Source organism: Burkholderia sp. Ax-1719 (genome assembly GCF_011753055.1).
Taxonomy (GTDB): domain Bacteria; phylum Pseudomonadota; class Gammaproteobacteria; order Burkholderiales; family Burkholderiaceae; genus Paraburkholderia.
This window is the reverse complement of record NZ_VWWJ01000012.1, coordinates 154,964-167,703: the sequence shown is the minus strand read 5'-3', so window position 1 is coordinate 167,703 and position 12,740 is coordinate 154,964. Positions and strand designations below refer to the sequence as shown.

General features: G+C 61.1%; 7 protein-coding genes. 2 read left to right on the top strand and 5 right to left on the bottom strand.

The window, feature by feature from the left end:
- Positions 1 to 127: 127 nt before the first annotated feature.
- On the bottom strand, positions 128 to 1,048 hold the full coding sequence (locus tag F3J17_RS21365) for a LysR family transcriptional regulator (RefSeq protein WP_167063261.1): 921 nt from the start codon (positions 1,046 to 1,048) through the stop codon (positions 128 to 130).
- A 78-nt stretch (positions 1,049 to 1,126) separates the two neighbouring features.
- On the opposite strand from F3J17_RS21365, the gene F3J17_RS21360 reads away from it, so the two are divergent.
- Both F3J17_RS21360 and F3J17_RS21355 read left to right on the top strand, forming a co-directional pair.
- Positions 1,127 to 2,137 (top strand): quinone oxidoreductase, encoded by a 1,011-nt coding sequence (locus F3J17_RS21360; RefSeq protein WP_167063258.1) that lies wholly within the window; start codon positions 1,127 to 1,129, stop codon positions 2,135 to 2,137.
- A 479-nt stretch (positions 2,138 to 2,616) separates the two neighbouring features.
- Positions 2,617 to 5,280, top strand: coding sequence for a CHAT domain-containing protein (locus F3J17_RS21355; protein WP_205194889.1), 2,664 nt, complete (start codon positions 2,617 to 2,619; stop codon positions 5,278 to 5,280).
- 88 nt (positions 5,281 to 5,368) lie between these two features.
- Here F3J17_RS21355 and F3J17_RS21350 read toward each other — a convergent pair whose 3' ends face one another.
- The 4 genes from F3J17_RS21350 to F3J17_RS21335 all read right to left on the bottom strand — a co-directional run bounded on the left by F3J17_RS21350 (position 5,369) and on the right by F3J17_RS21335 (position 12,708).
- Complete coding sequence (locus F3J17_RS21350) at positions 5,369 to 5,890, bottom strand: hypothetical protein (RefSeq protein ID WP_167063251.1); 522 nt, start codon at positions 5,888 to 5,890, stop codon at positions 5,369 to 5,371.
- An 843-nt stretch (positions 5,891 to 6,733) separates the two neighbouring features.
- Positions 6,734 to 8,188 (bottom strand): efflux transporter outer membrane subunit, encoded by a 1,455-nt coding sequence (locus tag F3J17_RS21345; RefSeq protein WP_240161094.1) that lies wholly within the window; start codon positions 8,186 to 8,188, stop codon positions 6,734 to 6,736.
- Between the two features lie 61 nt (positions 8,189 to 8,249).
- Positions 8,250 to 9,455, bottom strand: a complete 1,206-nt coding sequence (locus F3J17_RS21340) for an efflux RND transporter periplasmic adaptor subunit (RefSeq protein ID WP_167063245.1) — start codon at positions 9,453 to 9,455, stop codon at positions 8,250 to 8,252.
- Complete coding sequence (locus F3J17_RS21335; RefSeq protein ID WP_167063242.1) at positions 9,445 to 12,708, bottom strand: efflux RND transporter permease subunit; 3,264 nt, start codon at positions 12,706 to 12,708, stop codon at positions 9,445 to 9,447. Before F3J17_RS21335 ends, F3J17_RS21340 begins: the two co-directional genes overlap by 11 nt.
- Between the last annotated feature and the right edge of the window lie 32 nt (positions 12,709 to 12,740).

Here is a 12,740-nt window from a genome sequence, read left to right as displayed (position 1 = left end):
AGTTTGATCGGCGATTGATTGAGGCGGGACAAATTCGACTCAATGAAAAAGATTCTTCGCTGATTTCCGTGGCGTGTGAGATATGCCGGCTGGAGTTGGCCGGAAAGATGCCTTGCCGCTCAAGCGTTCACGCGTGTTTGCCGTTTAGCGATAATCGCGGCGTTGTGCTGACCAGATTGACAAGCAAATCGGCAATCAACCGAACACGGGGCGAGCGTTTGACGTCCGGATGCATCACTAGCCACAATTGCCGAACAGTCGGGCAAGTGTGATCTGGTAGCAAGCTAAGTGTTGGGTCATCCGCGGCAAGAAAACAGGGAAGCGCAGCAATGCCTAACCCTGCGCGGGCGGCATTGAGTAAAGCGGCCAGATTATTACTCCGGAAGGCAAAACGTCGGCTTCCAGCGATCTGATTGAGCCAACGCTGCTGAGGCACCTGACTGAGGTCCTCGTCATAGCCCAGAAATTCCCATTCCGGCTGCGGTCGATCCGTATACCCATTGGCAGCGTAAAGGCCATAGCCCATCTCGCCGATGCATCGCGCAACCAGGCCTGCAGCAGTTGGCCTCAACATGCGAATTGCCAGATCTGCCTCGCCGCGAGCCAGGTTTGCTTCACGCGACTCGCCTATCACTTCCAGATCGATATTGATCCACTGGGAACGTATTGCGGCCAGGCGTGGCACCAGAAGATGGCTCGCCAATACGGGCGGAGCGGAGATACGAACAGTACCTCTTAGCGAAGATACGCCCACGGCCGCCCGGGAAAAGGCCTGAGCTTCGTCATCGAGGCGCGTCGCCTGTCTCGCCAATGCTTCGCCCTCTGGTGTGAGCGACCAGCCCTTCGGCAAGCGATCAAACAGCCTCACCTCCAGAGACTGCTCCAGCGCCTCGACCCTCCGGGCGACCGTCGAATGTTCGACCGACAGCTTACGTGCTGCCCCCGAGAGACTTCCGACCCGCGCCAATTCAAAGAAATACCTGATGTCGTCCCATTGCAGACGCGGGATTTCCAACGGCGACCTGGCTGTGTTTTTTTGCACACTCATTGACGATTTTTCTGGAATTGTTCGTGAAATTTTCCCAGTGCAACATGAGCTTGCCAGATCAATCACCAGGAGAAAAGCATGCTTTCCAGAGCCGCGTCCAATACGCCTTCGCTTCATGCGGTCCAGGCCGCGATCGAGCAATACGGAGACACTTCGAAACTGAGACTGCGCGGGACCATGCTCCCCGCGCCTGCAACTGGGGAGGTTCGAATTCGCCACGCGGCTATCGGCGTCAATTTCGTCGACATTTATCACCGCACCGGCCTCTACCGCCTGCCTGAGCTACCCGCAGTCCTGGGTATCGAGGCCGCTGGTGTCATCGACGCGATTGGTCCCGGCGTCGAATCGCTGCACCCCGGCCAGCGGGTCGCCTACTGCGGCCCACCTGCCGGTAGCTACGCCAGCGCCCGGAACATGTCCGCCGACCGCGTTCTCCCGCTGCCCGATGACATCGGCGACGAAACAGCGGCCAGTCTGCTGCTGCGCGGCATCACCGCTCACATGCTGTGTTCCTGTGTCTACCCCGTCAAAGCCGGAGACACCGTGCTGGTCCATGCTGCTGCCGGCGGCCTCGGTCTCGTCCTGGTGCAATGGGCGAAAGCGCTAGGCGCCCGTGTTATCGGCACGGTTGGTTCGGTCGCGAAGGCGGAACTGGCGAAAGCGCATGGTCTGGACGAAGCGATTCTCTATCGCGAACAGGACCTCGTCGGCGAGATCCAGGCACTCACAAGCGGTCTTGGCGTCGATTTCGCAATTGACGGCATAGGCGGCAAGACGCTCATTGAGACGCTCGGTACTGTGCGCCCGTTCGGAACGGTTGCCAGCATTGGTCAGGTGAGCGGCGATCCCGGGCCGATCGATCTCTCTCTACTTGGCCCCGCCCGCTCGATTGCCCTTTCACGCCCCAGCGTATTTCGCTTCATAGCCGATCCTGCACGTTACCGGGAAGGCGCATTGGCCACGTTCCAGCAATTGCGGAGCGGACTGAAGGCAAAAATTGGCGCTGCGCTTCCGCTTGCGCAGGTAGCTGAAGCGCAGCGTCGACTAGAAGCCGGTGAAACAAGCGGCTCAATCATTTTGCGCCCCTGAACAGGTCGTATGCCGAAAGGGTGCGACACGTCAACCTGGGCCAGCATGAAGGTTTTTACGTGAATGGCTGTTTTCGTAGAAGTCGAAGGACCGCTTAGGCTCGACAGCGGCCGATGGGAAAACATCGAGTGATAGCAAATGTTGTGATGCTTTTCTCTCAGAAACGCGCTACTCAACACGCAGCACCGCGTTCAATACGCATACGGGCCGTGCACTGAACCTTGAACTCCGGCTTCGCCCCTGCTTCAATAACTGGGATATCAGAAAAAATCGCGTAGATCTTCTATTTTCATTAAAGCTGCAGGAATGCTCGGAACTGCATCATGCAGATGCCCGTTCGAAGTTCACTTTCTCTGGCTATGCTGATTCTATTGGCACTGTCCACCATGTCATGTGGAACAGCACCGATGTCCCGATCCGTCGAGTCGCCCACGTCAACCACACTCGCCAGATCGTCAGCACCCGAGCGCGAGCAGGCAATGCGTCGCCAACTGAATCAAACTTTGGATGGCGAAGCACGCTTCGCTTTGCTGGATTCGCTTGCATCCGACTATTTCAAGGCGGGGATGGTTAGCGATTCGATGCGCGTTCGCGAAGAAATCGTCAATGATTCACGCATCGCCGCTGGCAGGCGCTCACTCCAGGCCGCTTCGCTCGCAAGCTCGTATGCGAACGATAACTACAACCGAAGTCGGCACCTGCTTGAGCGCGCCCAGACGCTCGCTCATGAGACAACGCCGGCCGAACTTGAAACGTTGTCATACGTGCCTTCTTACGCGTATTTTTCAGCCGAAGCGGCGCTCGCAGGTAGCTATGAGCTCGCGCTACTGAAGCGCCGCGAACAGGCGGACCTCGCGTGGCACGACCTCGGCGACCCAGCGCTCAGCGAGCCGCGCCGACGCGCAGCAGCCAACGTACTACTTCAGGAGTCACCCTGGCTGATTTCGTTGATGATGCAAACTAATCATCGCACCGAGGCGCTGAGCTATGCCAACGAGATGCGCTGGGATGCTGACAATCGACCAGACCTGAAGCCAAGCCTCATGCAAAATGCGGAGATTGAAATGGGGCTGGCGCTCGCACTCGCATCGAACGATGACTACGACAGCGCGCTAACCGCGATCGATATTGCCATTGACGACTTCCAGAAAGCGAAGATCGAGCCGTATTCCACGACGTATGTATGGGCGCTGCGGTATCGCCTGACGATCGCGCTGGCGCTTGGCCGCATTGGTGACTATCAGGCCGACGCAGCAGCGCTTGAATCCGCAGCTAACATCAACCCGTTCGTCGCACGCGCCACCCCGGCAGACGAACGCGAGTCACTGATCCTCGCTGCTCGCGGGCAATGGCGCGATGCCGAAAGACGCATCGCGGCGTCCATGGGGCTCGGACCGCTTCCACCGCATCCAGGGGCCTATCTCTGGCCGTATCAATTGAGTTTTTCGCATCCGCCACAAGACGTGACAAAACCGGCCTACAAGTACCGGGCCGCGTTGCAGATGCTTTACCTTCTGCAAGATCCGGTTGGGCAGGTCGGTTACGCGGAGATCGCCAACTACGTCGCACCACTCATTGGTACGCAGGACCAATGGAGCGACGCCAGCACGTACAGTGCGTATGACGAAGGTGGCGCACTCGAATTGTCGATGAGCCGCGCGATGAGCGAAGGGGATCAAGGTCAAGCGCTGGCGTTTCAGATCGCCGAGCTTTTCCACATGAACGCCACGCAGGGCGCAATGGCGGACGGCGCCGCGCGTCTCGCAGCTGCCACCCCAGAATTGCGGGCACTTGTCGCGCAGGAGCAGGCCCTGCGATACGAGCGCGACACGTTGCACTCCCAGCCTTGGACAAATTCGCTGGACCACAAACTGGCCAGTCTGCGCAAGCAGATTGCTGCGGAATTTCCCCTGTACCGGCAACTTGTGTCTCCGGATGTGCCAACGTTCATGTCCGTGGGCAAGGTGCTCCGCGAAGGCGAAGTGTATCTGGACTTCTACGCAGGACGTGATGGGAGCTACGTGTTCGTAGTGCGTCCGGGAGGCGCGTTTAGCGCAGTGCGTCTGGCGACGACGCGTGCCTTGATCGCAAAGGAGGTGGTTGCCTTGCGCGCTAGCCTTGACGCGGGAGTGCCGCCACGCCTTCCCGGCGATCTCGCAGGCTTCGATCTGGCGGCAGCCGCAGGCCTTTATCAGGCCTTGATCGCCCCTGTACAGGATGAAATCAAGGGGGCAAAGACGGTGTACGTCGGCACAAGCGGCATCCTCGCAAGCCTTCCTTTCAATGTGCTGCTGGTTCGTCCGGCGTCCAGTCTTGCCGATGCGGACTGGTGGATCAACACAGCAACCCCGGTGCGAGTACCGAGTGCGTCTGCCCTTATACTCGCCCGCAGTCATCCCGCAACGCACGCCGACGAACCTCTCGTCGCATTTGCTGATCCGAGCTTCGATGGTCGCGAACCGGCCACCGCTACCGACGCGACTGGCAATATGCCTCCGGCGCGAGCTTTTCCGGTCGACAGTCGGGCTGCTTCATTCGACTACCATCGTGTTGTGCCGCTACCAGAAACACTGGATGAAGCAAACTCGATTGCAAAGACACTCAATGCGCCACGACAAAGTGTGGTGTGGGGAACAAATGCCTCGCGCAGTGAGGTGATGAAAAGAAACCTCTCGAACGACCGCGTGGTCCTGTTCGCTACACATGGCATCGTGGCAGGTGAAGTACCGGGCTGGCGCAAGGCAGGACTCGCGTTGGCTTACGAGGGCAACGGACTGCCAGATTCGATTCTCACCGCGGACGACATCGTTACCTTGCGGTTGAATGCCGATTGGGTGGTGCTGTCTGCCTGTAATACGGGCCTTGTCAGCGGAAATGCGGGAGATGCGATTTCGGAATTGTCGCGCGCATTTTTCGCGGCGGGCGCGCGTTCGATACTTGTTACCCAGTGGGCTGTCGAATCGCAGTCGGCGACCGAGATCACCACCGGCGTGTTTCGTGGCTATGCCGACGACGCTTCGCTATCGAAATCCGATGCCCTCGCGCGTACCGAGCGTGATATGGCCAGTGGCAAGGACGGGGAACTCTATCGTCACCCCTATTTTTGGGGAGCATACGTTCTCACTGGCGATGCCGCACGTTGATTGCTTACATCGAATCTGAAGATTCGACACGAGCAATCTTGACGAGCTTGACGAACCTCTGCGGGTCGCAAATCGCGTCCCGACTGCGCTATGTTTCCGGAACAAAAAATGCACTAGCCGGCATTTCTGACATCACCGCAGCAGTGCACGTTTTCAGGAGTCGGGAATTGGCAATCTTGTCTGGGCTGGAGATAGCGATGTGCCGCTGTCGTTCAAGAGCACGCAAAAGATCGGCCTTCGACTCATCATCGTAGATTCCCCGCTGTTCGATTTTGCGACGTATCGTTTCGAGGTCGTACTCAAGGGCCTGATAGGCAGCGATTGTTGTTTCGTATGCTTTCAACGTTCGCCTGAACTGGATCGCCGGCCGGATGGCCGCGACGAATGCGGAGAACGTGCCGAGACCTTGCCAGACGTGCTTGCCCATGTCCGTTTTGAAGAACCACAGGCCCGCCACCGCTGAGGTGGGTGCCGCAATGACGAGCGCCAGGTCCATCGCCATATCCAGATGTTCAAGACGACGCAGTCGTTGACTGTAATATCGGACATTGAGCCGAGCGGTGCGAAGCATGTCATATACGGCCCAGACAGGATGCTTTTCGCGTTCCATGGTTCCCTCGTACACGCGCGGAGCAAAATAATGATAGCCAGGAAACACAGCGCAAGCGTTCTCATATTGCTGCCGGTACTGTTGTGCTGGACAGCTCTCGCAGAGGCAGAGACGGCCGATGCGAGCACATCTGCGTCAGTAAGCGGAATTCCTCAGAAAAAGGCGAGTGCGACAATGCCGCCGCAGGATGCAAATGCGCAGTCGGCAGACGGAGCGAGCGACGCCATTTTGCGTCCCGACGCGGGAAATGCTGCGTCCCACACGCGAAGTCTGATTCCAGGTAGCCCCCTTCCCGGTGTCGATCCCACGCAACCCTGGCCACGACGCGGGACCGTCGAGGAGTCGAAATAGCGCCGTGTCAGTGACCTGAAGCGAAACAACAAGGCGAGTGTCATTGATGCCGAGCCAACTTAACGAAGCGGCCCGTCGAATAGCGATGACGAGTAGATTCTTGTCTGCTACGTTCGTCGTCGTGTCACTCCACGTGTCCGCGCAATCGTTATATGGGCACTGGCTTTATCCGGGTTATCAGAGTGTTGTTACCGCCTCTGGATTTTGGTCATATCACCCGACACTCATGCCGATTCTGCGCTGGGGTGCACGACCAGACGAACCGTGTGTAAGCAAGCAACTCTATCCGTTACGCAGTTTGTCCTTTGAGGTCACGTGCGGGCATTGGGACGAATTAAACAATCAGCGGTGGGGACTGGGTCGAATCGAAGATATCAGTCGCACAGTTTTTAAGGACGCGTTTCATTCACCTTGATTGCTGACATCCGAAGATCGAAAAAGACCCGGCCGCGCAAGCGACCGGGTCCTCGGATCCTGCACAAACATCACGAATCAGGACGCCGTTTTCGTGTCCGTTTTCACGTCGGGTTTTACGTCAGCTTTCGCGTTCGCATCCCCATCGAGCTGCTTCGTACTCCAGCCGCCGCCGATCGCCTGAATCAACCCCACAGTCGCGTCCAGACGCCGCGTATCCAGTTCGAGCGAGCTGATCTGCGTGGACAGTTCCGTCGTCTGCGCCGTCACCACATCCAGATAGCTCACCACGCCGTCCCGATAGCGCGACATCGAGAGCGTCAGCGTGCGTTGAGCCGCCGTAAGCGCCTCGTCTTCACGCTGCGCCTCGTCGCCCAGATGGTGCAGCAGCGCGAGATTGTCTTCGACCTGCTGGAACGCGTTGAGCACGACCGCCTTGTAATCGGCGCCATTCTCGGCGAGCTTGGCGCGCGCCTCGCGCACCTTCGCCTTGCGCAGCCCGCCGTCGAAGATCGTCTGCACGAGCGTCGGGCCGATCGACCACATCTCGTTGGGCGCGACCAGCCACGGGCTGAACGTGTCGCTCTGGAAGCCGCCATCGAGACCCAGCGACAGATCCGGGAAGAACGCGGCCTTCGCCACGCCGATTTCCGCGTTGGCCGACGCCACGCGGCGCTCGGCGGCGGCGATGTCGGGACGCCGCTGCAGCAGCGCCGAAGGCAGCCCGGCGGGCAGATTCGGCAGGTGCGGGCGCATCGTATCGGACGCGACGTTGAAGTCGGACGCCGGCACGCCGATCAGCGTGGCGATGGCGTGCTCGTACAGCGCACGGCGTGCGCTCACGTCGTCGGCGGAAGCCTGGGCGGCGGCAAGCTGGTTCTGCGCGCGCGATACGTCCAGATCCGACGCGATCCCGCCGCGATGGCGGCTCTCGGTCAGTTCCAGCGCATGGCGATAGGCCGCGATCGTGTCGTCGAGCAGTTTGGACTGCTGATCCAGGCCGAGCAGGTTGAACCAGGTCGTCGCGAGCTTTGCCTGCAGGCTCAGCTGCAGTGAGGCGAGATCGGCTTCGCTCGCCTGGCTCGTCGCCTGACCGGCCTTCACCTCGTTGCGCACCTTGCCCCAGAGATCGAGGTCGTAACCGATGCCTACGTCGAGCGTATTCGAGTTATAGACGTTCGGTTGCCCCGAGCCGCGCAACGGACGCAATGCCGATTGCCGGTCGCGCTGGACCTGCGCGCCGAGCCCGATGGTCGGCAGCAGCGCCGATTTTGCCTGCGAGGTGAGGGCGTCGGCTTCGTCGTGACGCGCAAGCGCGGCGGCGATGTTGGGGTTGGCCTGCTGCACTTTGGGCTCGAGCTGGTCGAGCATCGGATCGTTGAAGACCTTCCACCAGCCGTCGCGCGGCAACTGATCGGCGGGCTGCGCGAGTTGCCAGCCGCCGGTTTCCTTGAAGTGCGTCGGCATGGCCGTGGCCGGCGCGTGATAAACCGGCGCGAATGAGCACGCGCCAAGTAGCGCAGTCGTTGCCATGGTGGTTGCCAGCGCAACGAGCTTCAGCCTTCCGCGCACCAGAGAGGGCAGGGGAAACCGCTTAACCATGCGCGCGCTCCGCATCGTGCGACGGATTCGCAACGCTGGTGGCCTCGGTGGCGGCAAGCCGCACCACGTCGCCGTTCGTCAGCGAATCGGGCGGATTGTCGATCACACGCTCGCCAGCCTTCAGGCCTTCGGTGATCTCCACGCGCGTGCCCAGATCCGTGCCAATCGTCACATCGCGCAACTGCACCTTGTGATCCGCGCCGGCCACGGCAACCTGCATGCCGTGCGCGCGGAAGATCAGCGCGCTGGCGGGCACGAACAGCGCGTTCGCGTCACCGGGCATCGCCAGATGGACTTCGGTGTATTCGCCGGGGAACAGCATGCCCTGCTTGTTGTCGACGGCCAGCTGCACCAGCATCGTGCCCGAGGCGGGCGAAATCGATTGATCCGTATCGACCAGCTTCGCGTCGAACGTCATGCCGGGGCGCTCCGGCACCGTGAGCGTCGCGTGCATGCCGGGTTTGATCGATGCCGCGTCGCTTTGCGGCACGCTCACGTAGACGCGCAACTGGCTCGCGTCCGACACCGTGAAGAGTTCCGGACCGCTGCCGCTGCCCGCGTTGATGAGCGCGCCTACGTCGGTCTTGCGCGCCGTCACCACGCCGTCGAACGGCGCGGTCAGACGCTTGAACGATTCGAGCGCTTCCAGGCGGCGCACATTGGCCTGGTTCGCTTCCACGGTGGCCTGTTTGGCGATCAGGTCCGAGGTCTTTTCATCGGCTTCCTGTTGCGAGACCGAATCCTGCTTGAGCATTTCGGTCCAGCGCTTCGCCGTGGTGGCGGCGAGCTTTTCGTTGGCGATCGAGTTCTGCAGATCGGCGTTGGCCTGTTGAAGCTGCTGATCGAGATCGGGTGTATCGATCAGGCCTAGCAGTTGTCCCGCCTTCACATGCGTGCCGATATCGGCGTACCACGCGTGCAGATAGCCGGAGACGCGGGCATAGATCGGCGCGTTGATATACGCGGCCAGGTGGCCCGGCAGCACCAGCGCCTGCGAGGCGGGGCTCGGTTCGGGCAGCACGGTGGCGACCGTGGGCACGGCCTGGGCGTCGGTCCAGGACGTGAGTTCCTGATGCGCGTGCACGCGGCTGAACAGACCGCCGGAGACGATCCCGGCGGCGACCATCAACGCCACGGCGGCGACGGACTTCAGGTGGCGCAGCGATTGCGGCGGGGCGATGTCGACTTCAGTGGACATGGGATTCTCCCTCGAGGGCGGGTTGTTCCAGAGTGGGGATGTCGGCGGCGGTGTCGTCGCCGTCATCGCCACGGTCATTGCGGTGTACGAGGCTGAACACCACGGGCACGAACAGCAGGGTCGCGAGCGTTGCGCAGAGCAGGCCGCCGATCACGGCGCGGCCGAGCGGGGCGTTCTGCTCGCCGCCGTCGCCCATGCCGAGCGCCATCGGCGCCATGCCGATGATCATCGCAAGCGCGGTCATCAGCACCGGGCGGAAGCGCGTGAAGCCCGCTTCCATCGCGGCGCGCAGCGCGTCGCCGGTAACCGCCAGACGTTCGCGGGCGAACGACACCACCAGAATCGCGTTGGCGGTCGCCACGCCCATACAGAGAATCGCGCCGGTGAGCGCCGGTACGGACAGCGGCGTATGCGTGGTGAACAGCATCCAGACGATGCCCGCAAGCGCGGCGGGCAGCGCGCAGACGATCACGAACGCATCGGCCCACGAATGGAAGTTCACGACGATCAGCAGATAGATCAGCAGCACCGCGCCCGCGAGACCAAGCAGCAGGCCCGTGAACGCACTGTTCATGGTCTGCACCTGGCCGCGCATCGTCACGGTCGAGCCCTTCGGCACGTCCTTGGCGGTGGCGTGGATTGCCGCCTGGATCTGCGAGGCCACTGCGCCCAGATCGGCGCCCTGCGTGGTCGCGTAGATGTCGAACAGCGGCATGATGTTGTAGTGCGAGACCACCGCATCGGCGGTGCCGCGCGTGATCGTGGCAATGCCGCCGAGAATCTGCGAGCCGCCGCTCTTGCTCGTGACCGGCAGGTTCTGCAGATCGGAGAGCGTGGTCATGCGGTACTGCGGCGTTTGCGCGACGATCGGATACGACACGCCGTTCTTCGGATTGAGCCAGTAAGTGGGCGACACCTGGCTCGTGCCCGAAAGGCTCGCCACCACGGAGTTCGTCACGTCCTGCTCGGTGATGCCGAGTTCATCCGCACGCGAACGGTCCACCGCCACGGTCAGTTGCGGATAGGTCGAGGCCTGCTGGATGCGCGGATCGGCCACGCCCGGCACCTTGGCGACCAGACGCAGCAGTTCGTTGGCGTACTTCTTGTTCGCTTCCATGTTCGGGCCGCTCACCTGGACGTCTATAGGCGCGGGCGCACCGAAGTTCAGGATCTGGCTCACGATATCCGCCGGCAGGAACGAGAACGTCGTACCGGGGAACAGACGCGGTAGTTGCGTGCGCAACGCTTTCACATACTGCGCGGTAGGCGCATGATTTTCGCCGAGCGAAATCATGATGTCGCCGTCCTGCGGCCCGATGGTGCCGCTATTGTTGTACGTGAGATTGATACCGCTGTTCGGCAGGCCGATATTGTCGATGATGCTGGTGAGCTGATCGGCGGGAATCGCATGACGCACGGTGTCTTCGATATGGTCGAAGAGGTCGGCGGTTTCTTCCACACGCGTGCCAATGGGCGCGCGCACGTGAATTTCGATTTCACCCGAATCGATATTCGGGAAGAAGTTGCGGCCGAGGAACGGCACCAGCGCGAACGACAGCATCACAATCGCAAGAAAGCCGATAACGAAGCCTTTGCGATGCGTGAGCGCGAGGCCCAGCACGCCGCGATAGCCCGCGCGAACGCGCTCGAAGCGACGCTCGAAACCGCGCTGGAAACGCACCAGCGGATTGCGCGACGGTTTGACGTGATCATGCGCACCGTGCGGGGCCATGACCGCGGCGAGTTCGCCTGATGCGTGACCTTGCGAAGCGTGCGGCTTGAGCAGATAGCGCGCCATCATCGGCACGAAAGTACGCGAGAGGATGAATGAGGCGATCATCGCGAAGATCACCGACTCGGCCATCGGCACGAACAGGTAACGCGCGATACCGTCGAGCAGCAGCATCGGCACGAACACGATACAGATACACAGCAGCGAAACCAGCGCGGGCATGACGATCTGCGCCGCGCCGTCGAGAATCGCCGTGCGCACGTCCTTGCCTTGTTCGAGGTGCCAGTTGATGTTCTCGATCGTCACGGTGGCATCGTCGACGAGAATACCCACCGCTAGCGCGAGTCCCCCTAAGGTCATCACGTTCAGCGTTTCGCCGCAGGCCGCAAGACCCGCGATGGCCGCGAGCACGGCGAGCGGAATTGACGCCGCAATGATGAGCGTCGAGCGCCAGCTGCCCAGGAACAGCAGGATCATGGCCGAAGTCAGCGCGGCCGCGATGATGCCTTCGCGCGCCACGCCGCTCACGGCGCCCTTCACGAACACCGATTGATCGCCCAGCGGCACGAGCTTGAGGCTAGGCGGCAGCGACTGTTCGATCAGCGGCAGTTTCGATTTCACGCCCGCGATGATGTCGAGCGTCGAAGCCGAACCGTTCTTGAGGATCGACATCAGCACCGCGCGGTGGCCGTCCACGCGCACGATATTGCCCTGCGGCGGATAGCCGTCGCGCACGTGCGCCACGTCGCGCATATAGATCACCGCGCCATCCACCGTCTTGATCGGCAGATTGTTGAGCGCATTGATCGTGAGCGGACTGTTGTTCAGGCGCACGTTGTATTCGAACTGGCCGATCTTCTGCGTACCCGCCGGAATGATCTGGTTCTGTTGCGCGAGTGCATTCGCCACGTCCTGGGCGGAGAGCTTGCGCGCCTGCAACGCCTGCGGGTCCAGGTCGATCTGCACTTCGCGCGTCTTGCCGCCGTAAGGCGTCGGAATGGCGACGCCCGGCACCGACAGCAATTGCGGCCGGATAAAGTTGGTTGCGTAGTCACCGAGTTGCTGCTCGTTGAGCTTGTCGCTCGTGAGCGCAAGCTGCAGCACCGGCACCGTGGACGCGTTGTAGTTAAGAATCTGCGGCGGTGTGGTGCCTGGCGGCATTTGCTTGAGCACGGTCTGCGAAACCGAGGTCACCTGCGCCGTGGCCGTGCGAATGTCCACGGTCGGCTGGAAGAAGATCTTCACGATGCCATAGCCGCGGAACGACTGCGATTCGATGTGCGCGACATCGTTGACGGTCGTACCGAGCGTGCGCTCGTAATAGGTGACGATACGGCCCGACATGTCGTCGGGTTGCAGACCGGCGTAATTCCACACCACGCTGATCACGGGAATGCGGATATCCGGAAAGATATCGGTTGGCGTGCGTAACGCAGCGAGCGGGCCAGCGATCAGGATCAAGAGGGCCAGCACGATGAACGTGTACGGACGGTTCAAGGCCAGCCGGACGATTTTCAGCATCAGAAGGGGCTCCGTTCAGAACATCGGCGCCG

Excerpts from the sequence above, each read along its gene's own strand:
- F3J17_RS21335 (WP_167063242.1), bottom strand. The coding sequence starts at position 12,708 with ATGCTGAAAATCGTCCGGCTGGCCTTGAACCGTCCGTACACGTTCATC.
- F3J17_RS21365 (WP_167063261.1), bottom strand. The coding sequence starts at position 1,048 with ATGAGTGTGCAAAAAAACACAGCCAGGTCGCCGTTGGAAATCCCGCGT.
- F3J17_RS21355 (WP_205194889.1), top strand. The coding sequence starts at position 2,617 with ATGCGTCGCCAACTGAATCAAACTTTGGATGGCGAAGCACGCTTCGCT.
- F3J17_RS21345 (WP_240161094.1), bottom strand. The coding sequence starts at position 8,188 with ATGGCAACGACTGCGCTACTTGGCGCGTGCTCATTCGCGCCGGTTTAT.
- F3J17_RS21360 (WP_167063258.1), top strand. The coding sequence starts at position 1,127 with ATGCTTTCCAGAGCCGCGTCCAATACGCCTTCGCTTCATGCGGTCCAG.
- F3J17_RS21340 (WP_167063245.1), bottom strand. The coding sequence starts at position 9,455 with ATGTCCACTGAAGTCGACATCGCCCCGCCGCAATCGCTGCGCCACCTG.
- F3J17_RS21350 (WP_167063251.1), bottom strand. The coding sequence starts at position 5,890 with ATGGAACGCGAAAAGCATCCTGTCTGGGCCGTATATGACATGCTTCGC.